This window comes from Brevibacterium aurantiacum, assembly GCF_003932995.1.
Lineage (GTDB): Bacteria > Actinomycetota > Actinomycetes > Actinomycetales > Brevibacteriaceae > Brevibacterium > Brevibacterium aurantiacum.
Window position 1 is genome coordinate 3319640 of record NZ_CP025333.1, and the last position, 15325, is coordinate 3334964.

Consider the following 15325-nt stretch of genomic DNA (forward strand, 5'->3'; position numbering starts at 1 on the left):
GTGAGCGAAGGATGCAGCAATGAGCGCAGACGCGGTAGTCATCGGCAGCGGCGTGATGGGGGCTTCGATCGCCTATTCACTGGCCAGACGCGGATACGCGGTCACCGTCGTCGACAAGAAATCGGGACCGGCCCAGGGATCGACCGGGGCCACGAGTGCGATCGTTCGCTTCACCTATTCACTGCGAGACTCCATCGCCATGGCCTGGGAGTCCAAGCATCTGTGGGAGAACCTCCGAGACCACCTCCAGGCACCGGAAGCGGAGCCGGTGGCGGACTTCATCCGCACCGGCATGGCCGTCATCGACATTCCCGGACTGCTTCCACCCACCCTCCGGTCCCACTTCGACGATCTCGCAATCCCCTACGCCGAATGGGACGCAGTCGAGCTCTCGCGGGAGCTGCCCGGAATCGACGTCTCGAACTACCACCCGCCCGTGCGTCCCGATGATCCGGCGTTCCTCGACGACAGTGCTGAGGAGGCGAATGCCCTGTACACACCGGACGGCGGGTACATCTCCGACCCCGTCCTGGCCACGGAGAATTTCGTCCGCGCCGCCCAACGACACGGCGCACAGTTCCTCTACAACGCCGAAGTCATCGCCCTAGACCACCGAGTCCTCGACCGACAGCAGACTGTCGGCAGCGCGCCCGAAGACGTGACCGAGGGCGTACCTAGCAAAGCAGGCGCACCTGACGAAGGAGGCGATTCCAGCGAGGGACGCGCCGCTTGGAGCATCGACCTTGCCGACGGCCGGGTCCTCGATGCCGCTGTGGTGGTGAACGCAGCCGGTCCTTGGTCCTCGAGACTCAACGAGCTCGCCGGCGTCGGATCGGACCACGGGGTCTCGCTGACTCCGCTGCGCCAGGAGGTCCACACTCTGCCGGCTGAATCGACCGTCATCCGCGCCGATGGCTCCCGCATCCCTGCACTCCTCGATGCCGGCATCGGCACCTATATGCGCGCCGAGGTAGGAGGGCAGCTGCTCATCGGAGGCTCAGAACCCGAGTGCGACGAACTCGAATGGGTGGATGACCCCGACGAGGTGTCGATGAGTGTTCGACCCGAGCAGTTCGAGACGCAGTCCCTGCGCGCAGCCAAACGATTCAACGACATCACGATCCCGAACCGAGCGCGCGGAGTTGTCGGCGTCTACGACGTCGCCGCGGACTGGACGCCCATCTACGATCAGTCAGAGGCAGATGGCTTCTATCAGGCCGTCGGCACCAGCGGCAATCAGTTCAAGAACGCACCGATGGTCGGTGAGCTCATGGCAGGCCTCATCGACGCCGTCGAAGCCGGCCACGATCACGACAATGATCCTGTCCGGATACCACTCAATCTCACGGGCGAAGAGTTGGACCTGGGCACCTTCTCCCGCCTGCGCACACCAGCAGGAACCAGCGGCAATGTGATGGGCTGATCTCGACTGAACACATGCGAGTGCCGGTAGATGAGAAATACTGAACATTCGGGCTGCGGCAACCGTTACTGACCCTGCCGAACTGGTAGTGTCACTCAGCGAGTCAACCAGTTTCGCTCAGCGAAATTTCAGCCTGAATGGGAAATTATGCTCGTACAAATCATTGCGTTGTTGATCTTCGTCGCCCTGTTCGCAATCGGCGCGATCCGGGGTGTGCAGATCGGCGTGCTCATGCTCGTCGGCGCCGCCGGAACCGGCCTGTTCCTGACAGATATGACCGTCGAAAAGATCATTGCGGAGTTCCCGCTGTCCATCATGATCCTGCTGGCCGGGGTCACCTACTTCTTCGCCATTGCGCAGGAGAACGGGACCGTCGACAAGATCATCGACTGGGCGCTGGAGAAGGTCGGATCCTCTGCTGTCCTCCTGCCGATCGTCTTCTTCGTCATCACGGCAGGCATCGCCTCCATGGGTGCACCCCTGGCCGGCCTCGTCATGATGCCGGTCGGCATGCAGGTGGCCCGCAAGTACGGAGTCGACTACGCACTGATGGGTCTCGCGATCTGCTTCGCCATCGGCGCCGGCGGGTTCGCCCCGACCAGCCTCTACGGCATCGTCACCTACAGCACCGCCCATGATGCGGGAATCGATCTGTCTCCCTTCCTGCTCTTCGGCATCGCGGTCGTCGTCTACCTCGTGATGCTCGCCGTCGCCTACTTCATGTTCGGCCGCAAACTCTTCGGCCGGAAGTCCGCCATGGCCGCTGCAGGATCAGTGAACTCAGGTACACACGCCACTGCGACGAACGAATTCGGAACCACCGGCGACGCTGCCGGTTCGACGATCTCCCGCGGATCCGCCTCGGCGACGAATGTGGCCTTCGGTGAGGATGACGAGGACGAAGCCCTGTTCGACTCCTCAAACTCCTCGGCAAGTGCCGAGTCGGGGCCCTTCACCTTCGTGCAGATCCTCACAGTGGTCCTCATGGTCGGCCTCATCGGTTCGGTCGTGGTTCTGGCCGCGTTCGGCAAAGAACCCGACATCGGTCTGCTCTGCTTCCTCTTCGGTGCGATCCTCTCGCTCGCCGATCCCAAGACAGGCAAGGCCGCGCTGCCCAAGATCGACTGGTCGACGGTTCTGCTCGTCGGCGGCATCATCACCTTCGTCGGTGTTCTGCAGAACATGGGCGCCGTCGACCTCCTCGGCGAGGGTGCCGAAGCGATCGGTTCGCCGCTCATCGCAGCCTTGGTTCTGTGCATCGTCGGCGGACTCGTCTCAGCCTTCGCCTCGACGACAGGCATCCTCGCGGCACTCGTGCCCTTGGCGCTGCCTCTCATCGCCGCCGGCGGAGTCCCCGGTTGGGCGCTCATCGCGGCACTCGGTGTGTGCTCGGCCGTCGTCGACGTCTCACCGTTCTCGACACTGGGTGCCACTGTCGTGGCCACCGCCCCGCAGGATCACAAGGCCAGGCTCACGCGCATCCTCGTGAAGTTCGGTATGTCGATGGTCATCATCGGACCCATCGTCCTCGTCGGCGGCCTCGTCGTCCCGGCCATGTTCTTCTGAGTGTTCTGTGGTCCGGGCCCGTTGAGGCGCTCGAACCACAGAGTTCTCATCACGTCAGCGCAGCAGCCGCCGACCGACATACGAATGGTGCCCAGCGAAATTCGCTGGGCACCATTTGTGTGTCACTTCATTCAGGTCAGCGCAGTTCCTTGACCAGGACGACGAACTCGAGATCATCAACCAGCGGCACCCCGAACCGGTCGTCACCGTAGGGGAAGGGTTCGACCTCGCCGGTGCGCTCGTAGCCGCGGCGCTCATAGTAGGCGATGAGTTCGGCGCGCTTGTTGATGACGCTCATCCGCAGCCAGCGCGCGTTCCAGCGTTCGGCCACCCATGCCTCGGCGAGGTTCATCAGGGCCGATCCCACACCTTGTCCCTGACCTTCCGGGGACACTGCGAGCACGCCGAGGTAGGCGGTACCGTCAACGGGTTCGCGCAGGTAGACGCTGCCGACGGCCAAGCCCTCCGCCGAGCGCACCAAGATCATCGAGGAGTCGGATTCGGCGAGCATTTCGCGGGCCATATCGGCATCGAGTCGCTGACCGCTGAGCAGATCCGCTTCGGTCGTCCACCCCTGTTTCGAGGGTTCGCCACGGTACGCGGAGGCGACCAACGCGACATAGTCGTCGATATCGTCTGGGCCGAGTTCGCTGACATCGAAGCCTGTTTCGTTCAATATCAGAGTGTGAGCATCGACCATGGTGGCGGGGGCATGGGTGGACATAGGTCGGCTCCTTGAGGATGATTGACCGTCGCCGGGAACGGCCGAAAGAACGGGTTGCTCAACAGGTTAGTCGCTCGGGCGCGAACACAACTATAGTTTCACGTATCAGGACTGACACATTCGCCTGCCGGTATGAAATGACCGGCAGCTTCGCCTTTGAGGAGCGTGCATGGACCTCGTGATCTCGGATCAGACGTACACTTTCGCCCAGGATGAGGCGGCTGCCCGCTTCACGGTGAGCCACAACGGCAAGTCCATCGGTCACGTCGACTACATCGACCGCGAGGCCGGCCCGGACGACACGTCCGAATCCGCGGTGCGCACCTTCACCCACACCGAGGTGTCCCCCGCCTATGGTGGCCGCGGCATCGCCGCCCACCTGGTGCGTTATGCCCTGGAGACCAGCGCCGAGGCGGATCTGGCCTTCCGTACGACTTGTTCCTATGTCATGGACTTCTTCCGCAAGAACCCCGAGTTCGACGAGATGCGGGCCTGAGCAGGCACGAACCTGAGGACGTAGCCCACCCAGAGCGTCGCGGCGATGACGACGAAGGCGACGGCGCCCCACAGCAGACCGGGCTCGGCCACCGCCAGCTGCGGAATGTCGCGGCTGGGGATGATCGCAGCGAAGGTGCCCGCCGCCAACGCCCCAAGCCACGATCCGACCATCATCGACACGTGCCTGCGGACCTTGCCGAGGCGAATCGAGATGACGCCGATGGTCGTGGTTGCGAAGGTGAAGATCGCGAGCGCATGGAAGACCGTGAAGCTTCCGCTGAGGGTGTAGATGAACATGCCGCTTATGCATACGAAGTACATGAGGATGACCCATGACCGTCCGATCCATCTGTGTTTGCGGTCCTTGGTTCGTCGGATGAGCTGAACCGGCGCCAGAAGCACAACACCCGAGGCGGCCAGCGCGTGGATTGCTATGAACATCGTTGTCATAGACTTAAGATAGTTCCACTAACCAAGGTCGGCAACGTAGATAGCAGAGTCGGATCTGCTATCCGATTGAGTCGCCGAACCACTGGCGTTCCAACCCGTTCGAGGATGTGGGGATTCGCATGAAACTCAGCGCTCTGGCCGCAGAGTCCGGGGTCTCGACCGCCAGCATCAAGTACTACATCCACGTCGGCATCCTTCCCCCCGGCCGGAAGCGGAATGCGACCACGGCCGTCTACTCCCAGGCCCATCTCGATCGCCTTGCCCTCATCACCTGGCTGCGACGAGAGCTCGGGTCCCCGATCGAGTCCATCGCCGCACTGACTCGGTCCATCGATGACGAGTCCTTGGAGAACATCGAACTGATGGGCATCTGTCAGAGGCTGGCTCTGGAGGCGAGCAACGTCCTGAAGTCTGCTGACCCGGCTTCACCTCCCGCCCCTGAATCCTCATCCGTCGAAAACGATATTCGTGGGGTACTTCACGAACTGGGATGGCCGGACATCTCGCCGACCGCAGTGGCTTCGATGGCCGGTGTTCTCGATGAACTCAGCGCCTCGGGATACCAGGTGGGACCGGATACGATTCGTCGCCATATTCAATCCCTGGCCGAGGTCGCCAGCAAGAACACCAGCCCGATCACCGATGATCTGAGCAGAGATCGCATCTGCATCGAGGTGATGCGCGGCATTACGATGCACAACAGACTGCTCATCACGACCAGCGCACTCGTCCACGCCTCCCTGTCCGCCATGCCACGAAGCCCGCAGAATAGCGCACCTGAGACAACGAAATTCGAATGACTTGCAGCGGTTATCACCACTACACTGTGTGAAGACTGCTGACTGCCGTGCCCATCGGCCACTCCGCAGTCATATCTTTTCAATAACCGAACGACAACCAAGGGAGGATCTGTCGTGGACATCGCCCCGATCATCGACAAGCTCAACACCGGACTGTTCATCAATGGCCAGTGGCGTGAGGCCGAGGGCGGAAAGACCATCGACGTCCTGAACCCCGCGACCGGTGACCTCATCACCACGGTCGCCGACGGATCCGCCGCCGATGCCGCCGAAGCCATCAAGGTCGCCGGCGACACCCAGGAATCCTGGGCCGCCACCCCACCACGCGAACGCGCCGAGATCCTGCGCCGCGCGTTCGAGCTCCTCATCGAACGTGCCGATGACATCGCTGCGGTCATGACCGCCGAGATGGGCAAACCCTTCGCCGAGTCCAAGGGTGAGGTCACCTACGGTGCCGAATTCTTCCGCTGGTTCTCCGAGGAGGCCGTGCGCGTGGGCGGCGAATACACTCAGTCCACCGACGGCAAGACCCGCGTCATGGTCTCTCGCGAACCGGTCGGGCCCTGCATCCTCATCACCCCCTGGAACTTCCCGCTGGCCATGGGCACCCGCAAGATCGGTCCCGCCATCGCCGCCGGATGCACCATGGTGTTCAAACCTGCGAAGCTGACGCCGCTGACCTCGCTCATGCTCGTCGACGTGCTCGTCGAGGCCGGCCTGCCCGCCGGTGTCCTCAACGTCGTCACCTCCGAATCCGCGCGCCGCGTGGTCACCCCGTGGATGGAGTCCGGAATCGCCCGCAAGGTCACCTTCACCGGCTCCACCGAGGTGGGCATCGGTCTGCTCAAGCAGGCTGCCGACAATGTCATGAAGACGTCGATGGAGCTCGGCGGCAACGCCCCGTTCGTCGTCTGCGATGATGCCGACATCGACAAGGCCGTCACCGGTGCGGTCCAGGCGAAGATGCGCAACGGCGGCGAGGCCTGCACCTCGGCGAACCGCCTGTTCGTCCATTCCTCGATCGCCGAGGAATTCTCAACGAAGCTGACCGAGCGCATCGGCTCGATGACCGTCGGCAACGGTCTCGACGAGGGCACCGAGGTGGGCCCGCTGGTCGATCAGGATTCTCTGGACAAGGTCGCCAGTCTCGTTGACGACGCCGTGTCCAAGGGTGCGAAGGTCCTCACCGGCGGGTCGAAGATCGAGGGCAAGGGCTTCTTCTACTCCCCGACCGTCATGACCGATGTGCCACTGGACTCCGAGATCCGCACCACCGAGATCTTCGGGCCCGTGGCCCCCATCGTCACCTTCGACACCGACGAAGAGGGCATCGCCTTAGCCAATGAGACCGAATTCGGCCTGGCCGGCTACCTGTTCAGCGAGAACGTCGAGCGGGCGCTGAACCTGGCCGACAAGATGCAGGTCGGCATGGTCGGCCTCAACACCGGCCTGGTCTCCAATCCTGCCGCGCCCTTCGGCGGCGTGAAGAAGTCCGGCCTGGGGCGCGAGGGCGGAAGCGTGGGCATCGAGGAGTTCCTCGAGGTCAAGTACGTGGCCCTGCCCCGCGCCTGAGACAACACCTCTACCAGGGCCGTCGGTGCTGTCGGCGGCTCACAGCCGCATATCGACCCACTGCTTGACGCCGGCCCGCGGCCGGGTGCCTGCGGTGAAGACCGTGGGCACCTCGTCGAGTGCCATCGCCGGACCCATGATCGCCTCCGTGGGCATCTCCTCAAGGAGATGCACGGCCGCTGCCATGTCCTGCGGGTGCTCGTAGATGAATGAGCCCTTGATGCGCAGCTGCCGCTGCACAATGCTGAAGCTGGAGGCGCCGAGGTGGTGGTGGTCCTCCCCCACCAGGGTCACGGCTGCGAATGGAGCCAGATGGTCAACGACGGCACCGAGTGCCTCCGGCACTCCGGCCGCGTCGATGACGACCTCGGGCGCAGGGCTCTGCCCCGGAGTGAAGACCTGCGCACCGAGTTCGACGGCTAACTGGCGACGCTCATCGTCGGGTTCGCTGACATACGGGTGATGTCCCTGCGCGACGAGGGTGAGGATCGACAGCAGCCCTTGGGCACCGGCCCCGAGCACGAGCACGGTCTCCGACCCTTGGAGGTCCGTGCGGCGAATCGCCGAGGCAGCGACGGCCAACGGTTCTGCGCACACCGCACGCTCGAGACTCATATGGGCATCGAGCCGGTGGCAGAACTCGCTGGGATGGTCGACCACCTCGGCGAGGAAGCCGGGCTGCGTCAGGACTCCCGCGCTCAATCGTGAGGTGCAGGCGGAGGTCATGCCGCGCCGGCAGTATTCGCACCGGCCGCAGGTGATGTTCGGCTCGAGGGCCACCCGGTCGCCGACGGCGAATCCGCAGGCACCGGGGCCCACCTCGGCGATTTCACCGATGCCTTCGTGGCCCAGCCGCCACGGAAGCTGCGGCGGTGTGCGCCGGCCGGTGGCCAGGGTCTGATCGGTCCCGCAGATGCCCACGGCGAGCATGCGGATGCGGAGATCGCCCCTGCCGACCAGGCCCTGCGGCAGGCTGCGGTCGACGATCTCGACGCGGCCGGGTGCTGTGATCTCCGCCGAGCGCATCAGAGCTGGGCTGCCGTCTTGGTGCTCGTCGCCGCGCGCTCGGCATCGCGCTCCACCCGCCACTGGTGGACGAGGTACATGGCGATGGCGATCGAGATGAGGCAGCCGCCGGCCAGGTAGGCGGCCACGAGGTACCAGGAGCCTCCGCCGACGCCGACGAGGAAGGTGGCGATGAACGGGGTGAAGCCGCCGGCGATGGCGCTGGCCAGCTGGTATCCGACTCCGGCACCGCTGTAGCGGAATTCGGGGCTGAACATCTCGGCGAACAGCGGCTGCTGCACGCTGACGACGGCATCGTGGGCGATGTTGATCAGCAGCACCGCGAAGATGACGATGGCCACGATATTGCCGCTCTCGAGGGCGAAGAAGAACGGGATTGCGCACACGAGGCCGACGATTCCGCCGGTGAGGTAGACGCGCAGGCGCCCGAACCGGTCGGAGAGGTAGGCGAACATGGGGATCGTGATGATGCCGAGCCCGCCGACGAGGAGGGTGATGTTGAGCATGATCTGGCGATCGAAGCCGAGCTCGTCGGTGGAGTAGGCCAGGGCGAAGGTCGTCACAATGTACATCGTCAGCAGCTCGATGAACCGCATGCCGATGATCTGGAAGATCTGTGCCGGGTAGCGCTTGAAAGCTTCGAGGATCGGCAGCTTCGCAACCTTGTCCTCCTTGGCGTTCTTGACGCGTTCAAGGTATTCCTCTGACTCTTCAACTCCCGAACGAATCCACAGCCCGACGAGAACGAGGACGGCGCTGAAGATGAAAGGGATTCGCCAGCCCCAGGCGAGGAAGGCCTCCTGTGAGAAGTTTCCGCTCAGAAAGGCCACGAGTCCGGTGGCCAGCAGAAGACCCACGGAGTATCCGATCTGGACGCCGCTGGAGAAGAAGGCCTTCAGCTTCGAGGGAGCGCTTTCGACGGCCATCAGTGCAGCTCCGCCCCATTCGCCGCCCACGGCGACTCCCTGGATGCAGCGCAGGAGCACGAGCAGGGCCGGAGCCCACCAGCCGATCGTTTCGTAGGTGGGGAGGATGCCGATGACGGCAGTGGCGACGCCCATGATCATCATGGTCCAGATGAGCATGGCCTTGCGTCCGAGCTTGTCGCCGAAGTGTCCGAAGATGATTCCGCCCAGGGGCCGGAAGATGAAGCCGACTCCGAATGTGGCGAAGGCGGCCAAGGTGCCGGCGTGGGCGCTGTAGCCGGGGAAGAAGAGTTCACCGAAGACTAAAGCGGCAATGATTCCGTAGAGCAGGAAGTCGTACCATTCGACCACGGCTCCGACGAATGATCCCGCCGCTGCCCGGCGGGCGCGTTTCATGGCCTCGGGGCTCGCTGTCGTCTGGGGCTGTCCTGTGGACATGTCATTCTCCTTCGAATGGTGGAGCTGTCGGTCGTCGGCAGTGCTGTCGGTTCGGGTTAACGCAGATCACATTATCACGCTGTACGCTTATCGCACAGATGTGCACTATGCGCACACGAATATGATCGCTCGGACGTTGTCTGAGTCGTCGCTGTCGTCTTCCATGGAGGATGCGCGTGGCTGCGACCGTTACCCTGGAGAGGTGAAGTCAGAGATGAGTCCCGCCGAAGAGCCGTCGCAGGGCGCCCACTATGTGAAGTCTGCGGAGAAGACCTTGGCCGTTCTCCTCGCCTTCACCGCCGAGACCCCCTATCGCACCGTCACCGAGGTGGCCGCCGCCACCCAGCTGACCCGGGCCGCGGCTCGACGCTTCCTCCTGACACTCGTCGATTTGGGCTACCTGTCGACGGAGGGCTCGCACTTCGCACTCACTCCTCGTGTACTCGACATCGGAGCGGGCTTCCTCGCTGGCCTCGATCTGCCCAAGGTCGCCCAACCGCACCTCAACGACCTGGCTCATGACCTCGACGAATCTGCGACGCTGAGCATCCTCGACGCCGACGACGTCGTCTATATCGCGCGGGCCGCAGCGCCCCGACTTCATGCGGTCACCGTCAATCTGGGAAACCGGCTCCCTGCCTGGGCCACGTCCATGGGGAGGATGCTCATCGCCGAGCTGCCCGAGTCCTTCCAGGAGCAGTTCCTCGCCCGCGTCGAGATCTCGCCGTTCACCGATCACACCGTGTCATCGGCTCACGAACTCGGCCAGGAACTCAACCGAATCCGCAAGCAGGGCTGGTGCTTGGTGTCCCAGGAACTCGATGACGGCCTCCGCGGCCTAGCGGTTCCTATTCGCCGAGGTGGCAACACCCTTGCCGCGCTCAATGTCTCCCTGCATACGTCTCATCTGCGCGGGCTCTCCGTCGAAGACGACCTTGTCCCCCGTCTGCAGCGCGTTGCGGCCTCGATTGCGGAGGACTTCGGTGGCCGCGCCGACTGACGGCGTCAAAGGCACAGTGCTCGAGCCAGCCGGAGCCGGCACGACGCCTGAGCCGTTCGGGCTGTTCGAGCCGCTTGGGAAGCGACCATGATTCTGCCCGAGGTTCGCGACCCGGCGATGGTCACCGTGCGACGGGGTGGAACTCTCAGCGATGACGATCACCGACTGCTGGCGCTGTGGGCAGCCGGCTGCGCCGAGCACGTCATGCATCTCTTCGAATCCGAGGTCCCCGGGGATACACGTGTCCGCGATGCCCTCGCTGCCACACGTGCATGGGCGGGCGGCACCATGCCGATGATGCAGGCGCGCGCCGCCGGTGGGCATGCCATGGGTGCTGCCCGGCCTCTGCGAGGGGCTGCACGGTTCGCCGCCTATTCGGCAGGGCAGGCGGCATGCGTCGGACACGTTGCCGAACACGATCTCGGCGCGGCTGCCTACGCCATCAAGGCCGCCAGCAGTGCGAGTCCCGAGGACCCCGCTGCGGGAAACAAGGAACGTGGTTGGCAGAGAGCGCAGCTGCCCGATCAGGTCCGCAGCCTCGTGCTTGCCGATCAGCGCCGACACAATTCCATCTGCTGGTTCGTCTTCGACACTGACTGAGTCTGGTGAGCGGCGAAGGACAGTTGTCGCTGCTCAGGCGCGGCGGCGAGCGAGAACGTCGTCGACGGCGCCCAGCTCGGGAGCCTTGTTGGTCCGGATCGCCTTGCGGCCATGTTCCAGCGGGCTGTCCTCGCGGGCGGAGTCGCTGAGCTCAGCACGGTAGCCGAGTTCGGCGGCGAACTGCGCGGCGATGTCCTCGCGGCTGCGGGCCTCGGTCTCGTAGGAGGACGCATCGGCGGCCTTCGCTTCGGGGACCGGGTGCTCAGCCTCTGGGGCGGCCACGTAGCTGGGGATCGGCAGGGGTGTCGGCGACCATGCGCCGCGTGCCTGCAGCCGCTGCATGAACGGATCGTTGACCTTGACGATGTCGACATTCGACGCGGCCGCCACAACCTCGGCGGTGGTGTCTGTGTCCTTGTCTGCGGAGTCGTCTTTGTCCGCAGACTCAGCCTCGGTCGCGGTTGCAGAGTCATCATCGGTCGCGGCTGAAGTCTCTGGTGCCGACTCGGCTGCCGATGCTGTTTCGGCAGAGTCGGTCTTGGCTGCGACTGCTTCCTCATCGCCAGTGGCTGTGCCCTCGGGTGAGGCCTCTTCGACGATGGGGATCGGTCCGGTGAGCAGCACCTGCCGGGTGGTGTGGCCCTCAGCGGCTTCGTTGCGGATGCGCACGACCGGGATCTCGCCGGTGTCGGCTTCTTCCCTGCTCTGCTTCACGCTCGCGTTGCGCTCCATGACCGCACGCGCCCGGGCCGCCTTGGTCGAGCTTGCCGACCGTGCCTCAGCAGTCCCGGATCCTGCGGTCTTCGAGGCCGTAGTCGCCGAGGTGGTGGCCGGCTTCGCAGCAGCCTTCGCCTGAGGCGCGTTGCTGGTCCGAGGCACGTTGCTGGTCCGAGGTGCAGCCTTCGTCCGTGGTACGGCCTTGGTCTGTGGTGCAGCTGTCTTGGTCTTCGCGGTCCGGCCCTCGATCTTCCGGAGGCGGGTCTTGAGTTCACGCCTGCGCAGGTTGAGGGTGCGCACGATGACCAGGGAGACGATTGCGAGCCCGAGGAAGACTCCGGCCAGGGCGATGTGGACGACGGAGAACATCGCGAGCACACTCGTCACCAGCACGCCGAAGACAGACGCGAGGAAGAGCAGGCCAAATCCTCGCGTCATTGTGCCCAGCGATTTCATCGACTCGCGCAGTGTCGTTGCTTTCTCAGTCATCGAATGGTCCTCATCGGCTCCGAAAGTCGGATTGGGAATCTGTGTACCTCGTTTGTCTGTCTCTGCTGTGCCTGTGGTGACGGCCTCGCCGGATCGGCGCTGCGGTGACCGGGGCTGGGTGCGTCCCGGCCGGATCGGAACCGTCCCGGAATCCCCGCCGAGGTGGCTGGAAATTCCGGTACCGCGTCCTGTCGAACCGTGGCCGCCCGATCCCTGCTGGGACTGGTTGAACACGGCGTGGACTGCCGGGTGGAGCATCCGAACGTTGTCGGCCATCGCCGAGGTGGATGCCTCGTGACGACTGTGACTGTCGAGATACGTGGAGCGGGTCTCACCGACGGCCACGGGAAGGGTGGCGCGCTGGTGGGTCTCGTCCACCTCGGCGCTGGCGGAATCTGTGGTCGTCGAACTGGAGTTCGCGTGTCCGTCGATGACGGCGAATTCGGGGGCCTTGGCGGAGAGGCTGAGCTTCGGTGCCTCGGTCATCGGTGCGATAGCGGGTCGGGGAACGCTCGCTTCGATGGTGGCCGAGGAGTGGAAGACTCTCGCTCGTTCGGTGTGGTCGTGGCCGGGGATCTGGGGGTCGGCGGCGATGACCTGTGCCCGATCCGGGACGGTGTCGATCTCGACTCGGGAGAGCTCCGTCGCTGATTTGCGGATCATTGTGGGCACGACAACGACGAAGACCACGATGATGGCGATAACGACGATGATGCTGGTGTCCACACTGCAACCCTAGAGTGCCCGGATCAGCAACGACGTGAAGGACGGTGGTGTGTCGGTCAAACAGGTGTCAAGTTCACGACTTTCTCAGGCTGTGTCGATAGGCGGCGAGGATTCCCTGTGGGACCTCCTCGGCGACCAGGGCGAACGTGCGGTGATCACACCACCTGCCGTCGATGTGCATGTACTTCTCACGCAGACCCTCGTCCCGGAACCCGAGCTTCTCGACGATCCGCAGGCTTGCCGTGTTCTCGGGGCGAATGTTGATCTCGATGCGGTGCAGGCCCAGGGCGAAGAGACTGTGGTCAACAGCCATGGCCACGGCGATGGGGGTGATGCCGCGGCCAGCAACGCGCGAATCGATCCAGTAGCCGATCTGGCCGCTGAGGATGGACCCCCAGCTGATGCTGGAGACGGTGAGTTGGCCGCGGAAGGCACCGCCGACCTCGATCGCCAACGGCACGGACTGTCCCCGCTTGGCCTGCTTGTCATACATGCGGACCATGGTGCGGAAGCCCGGCAGCTGCTGGCCGGGAATCGGCAGCGTCGCATCCCAGGGGCGCAGCCAATCACGGTTGTGCCTGCGGACTTCTCGCCACTGATTCTCGTCGCGCCGGTGGAGCGGGCGCAGCACGATGTCGGACTGCTGATCAGTCAGGATGACTGGCCACAAACGGCTGCCTCCGCTCTTGGGTGCTCCATCAGGGAAGCGTCGCCACGTATTCCTTGAGCCAGCTGTTGAGGTCAGCCCCCAGATCTTCACGAGAGCTGGCGATCTGCACGACGGCCTTGAGGTAGTCGAGCTTGTCGCCCGTATCGTAGCGGGCGCCCTTGAAGATAACGCCGTAGACGCCGTTTCCGCCCTCTTGCTCGGCGAGGACCTGGAGGGCGTCGGTGAGCTGGATTTCATTGCCGCGGCCAGGTTCGGTCGTCTCCAGGACATCGAAGATCTCCGGGGCCAGGACGTAGCGGCCGATGATCGCCAGATTCGACGGGGCCTCCCCCGTCTCAGGCTTCTCGACCAGGCCGGTGACCTTGACGACCTCGTCATCGTCGGTCGCTTCGACGGCGGCGCAGCCGTAGAGGTGGATCGCCTCCGGTGGGACTTCCATGAGTGCGACGACGCTGCCGCCGGTCTCCTCGGCAACTTCGATCATCTTCGGCAGGATCGGGCTGCGTTCGTCGATGAGGTCGTCGCCGAGCAGCACCGCGAACGGCTCCTTACCCACATGCTGGCGGCCCTTGAGCACGGCGTGGCCCAGACCCTTGGGGTCTCCCTGGCGGACGTAGTGGATATCGGCGAGTTCGGAAGCGTGACGAACGGCGGCAAGCTTCTTGTCATCGCCCTTCTTGGCCAGTGCGGCTTCGAGCCCGTCGACCCGGTCGAAGTGATCCTCCAAGGGTCGCTTGTTGCGACCGGTGATCATGAGGAGGTCCTGCAGTCCCGCGTCGGCCGCCTCTTCGACGACGTACTGGATGGCAGGCTTGTCGACGACTGGCAACATCTCCTTTGGAGTCGCCTTGGTGGCTGGGAGGAAACGGGTACCCAGGCCGGCCACGGGGATCACGGCCTTGCGCACTGTGCGCTGCGATTCATCACTCATGTCGTTCATCTTAACCATGGAAGGTGGCCCCGATTAAGCTTATGCGTGTGGATGCAGAAACTTCAAAGGCGCAATTGCGGAAGCGCATACGTTCCGAACGTGCGGCCCGAGCTGCGGCGGAGGCCGAATCGTCGGGCGCCGAGTACGTCTCGTCGATCGCCGAATCCGCGTGGCAGGTGGTCAAGAGCCTGCGACCGGACCTCGATCTCACAGGCTGTTCGATGCTCGCCTACGCCGCCCTGGCGGGCGAGCCCGATCTTGATCCGACCATCGACCGGTTCCTCGCCCACGGCGGCACCGTCTACCTACCCGTGGTCACGAGTGTCGGTCACGCACTCATGTTCGGTGCTGTCACCGGCTCCATGTCCACCCTCGAACCTCGCGGTAAGTGGGGCATCCGTGAACCGTCCCCTTCCCTGACCGCGTCTGCTCTTCTGGCCGCCGAGGTGGCCCCCGACCTGATATTCGTCCCCGCCCTCGGGTTCGGGCCCGGTGGTGCCCGACTGGGCAACGGCGGCGGATTCTACGACCGTACGTTCGGCCCCCAGGGCGAGGTGCCGCTGTCCGGAGCGGAGGACGAGGAGCCGCTGGCAGACGGCGCTCGCACTGATGGTGAACGCACTGAGCCTGCCTCTATCTACGGTGTCTGCTTCTCTTCCGAGCTCAACCTCCCGGGCCTCACCATTGAGCCGTGGGATCTGCAGATCTCCCAAGCCGTCACCGATCACGGCGTCCACACTCTCGACTGAACCGAGTTCCTTGGAGTCAC

15 protein-coding genes are annotated in these 15325 nt (G+C 64.2%); 8 read left to right on the plus strand and 7 right to left on the minus strand.

Annotated elements, in window-relative coordinates:
* The first annotated feature begins 19 nt into the window (after window positions 1-19).
* Together CXR25_RS15365 and CXR25_RS15370 are read left to right on the plus strand one after the other, a co-directional pair.
* Window positions 20-1423, plus strand: a complete 1404-nt coding sequence (locus CXR25_RS15365) for an NAD(P)/FAD-dependent oxidoreductase (protein ID WP_009881929.1) — start codon at window positions 20-22, stop codon at window positions 1421-1423.
* 147 nt (window positions 1424-1570) lie between these two features.
* Window positions 1571-2989, plus strand: a complete 1419-nt coding sequence (locus CXR25_RS15370; protein ID WP_114384474.1) for an SLC13 family permease — start codon at window positions 1571-1573, stop codon at window positions 2987-2989.
* Window positions 2990-3125: 136 nt separating this feature from the next.
* On the opposite strand, the gene CXR25_RS15375 is transcribed toward CXR25_RS15370, so the two are convergent.
* Window positions 3126-3713 (minus strand): GNAT family N-acetyltransferase, encoded by a 588-nt coding sequence (locus tag CXR25_RS15375; protein ID WP_009881927.1) that lies wholly within the window; start codon window positions 3711-3713, stop codon window positions 3126-3128.
* A 169-nt stretch (window positions 3714-3882) separates the two neighbouring features.
* Here CXR25_RS15375 and CXR25_RS15380 point away from each other — a divergent pair, with 169 nt between their 5' ends.
* Window positions 3883-4209, plus strand: coding sequence for a GNAT family N-acetyltransferase (locus CXR25_RS15380; protein WP_009881926.1), 327 nt, complete (start codon window positions 3883-3885; stop codon window positions 4207-4209).
* On the opposite strand, the gene CXR25_RS15385 is transcribed toward CXR25_RS15380, so the two are convergent.
* Window positions 4155-4661 (minus strand): DUF2306 domain-containing protein, encoded by a 507-nt coding sequence (locus CXR25_RS15385; RefSeq protein WP_035278249.1) that lies wholly within the window; start codon window positions 4659-4661, stop codon window positions 4155-4157. The genes CXR25_RS15380 and CXR25_RS15385 overlap by 55 nt on opposite strands.
* 119 nt (window positions 4662-4780) lie before the next feature.
* On the opposite strand from CXR25_RS15385, the gene CXR25_RS15390 reads away from it, so the two are divergent.
* Window positions 4781-5461 (plus strand): MerR family transcriptional regulator, encoded by a 681-nt coding sequence (locus CXR25_RS15390; RefSeq protein WP_009881924.1) that lies wholly within the window; start codon window positions 4781-4783, stop codon window positions 5459-5461.
* Window positions 5462-5575: 114 nt separating this feature from the next.
* On the plus strand, window positions 5576-7033 hold the full coding sequence (locus CXR25_RS15395) for an NAD-dependent succinate-semialdehyde dehydrogenase (RefSeq protein ID WP_009881922.1): 1458 nt from the start codon (window positions 5576-5578) through the stop codon (window positions 7031-7033).
* Between the two features lie 39 nt (window positions 7034-7072).
* Here the strand turns inward: CXR25_RS15395 and CXR25_RS15400 are convergent, their stop codons facing one another.
* Both CXR25_RS15400 and shiA read right to left on the minus strand, forming a co-directional pair.
* The gene (locus tag CXR25_RS15400; RefSeq protein WP_009881921.1) at window positions 7073-8059 is read right to left on the minus strand and encodes a zinc-dependent alcohol dehydrogenase; all 987 of its coding nucleotides are present in this window, start codon (window positions 8057-8059) and stop codon (window positions 7073-7075) included.
* On the minus strand, window positions 8059-9423 hold the full coding sequence (shiA, locus tag CXR25_RS15405; RefSeq protein WP_096162979.1) for a shikimate transporter: 1365 nt from the start codon (window positions 9421-9423) through the stop codon (window positions 8059-8061). The genes CXR25_RS15400 and shiA overlap by 1 nt, the downstream gene beginning before the upstream one ends.
* 202 nt (window positions 9424-9625) lie before the next feature.
* Here shiA and CXR25_RS15410 point away from each other — a divergent pair, with 202 nt between their 5' ends.
* Entirely contained in the window at window positions 9626-10423 is a 798-nt protein-coding gene (locus CXR25_RS15410; RefSeq protein ID WP_240513708.1) for an IclR family transcriptional regulator domain-containing protein, read from the plus strand.
* Window positions 10424-10510: 87 nt separating this feature from the next.
* Window positions 10511-11023: a putative immunity protein gene (locus CXR25_RS15415; RefSeq protein ID WP_114384473.1), complete on the plus strand. Its 513-nt coding sequence runs from the start codon at window positions 10511-10513 to the stop codon at window positions 11021-11023.
* A gap of 33 nt (window positions 11024-11056) precedes the next feature.
* On the opposite strand, the gene CXR25_RS15420 is transcribed toward CXR25_RS15415, so the two are convergent.
* The 3 genes from CXR25_RS15420 to galU all read right to left on the minus strand — a co-directional run bounded on the left by CXR25_RS15420 (window position 11057) and on the right by galU (window position 14556).
* Window positions 11057-12955: a hypothetical protein gene (locus tag CXR25_RS15420; RefSeq protein WP_009881917.1), complete on the minus strand. Its 1899-nt coding sequence runs from the start codon at window positions 12953-12955 to the stop codon at window positions 11057-11059.
* A 73-nt stretch (window positions 12956-13028) separates the two neighbouring features.
* Window positions 13029-13625, minus strand: coding sequence for a GNAT family N-acetyltransferase (locus CXR25_RS15425; RefSeq protein ID WP_096162982.1), 597 nt, complete (start codon window positions 13623-13625; stop codon window positions 13029-13031).
* Window positions 13626-13653: 28 nt separating this feature from the next.
* Window positions 13654-14556, minus strand: coding sequence for a UTP--glucose-1-phosphate uridylyltransferase GalU (gene galU, locus CXR25_RS15430; protein WP_009881915.1), 903 nt, complete (start codon window positions 14554-14556; stop codon window positions 13654-13656).
* Window positions 14557-14597: 41 nt separating this feature from the next.
* Between galU and CXR25_RS15435 the strand changes: the two genes are divergently transcribed.
* Window positions 14598-15305, plus strand: a complete 708-nt coding sequence (locus CXR25_RS15435) for a 5-formyltetrahydrofolate cyclo-ligase (protein ID WP_009881914.1) — start codon at window positions 14598-14600, stop codon at window positions 15303-15305.
* Window positions 15306-15325 lie beyond the last annotated feature (20 nt).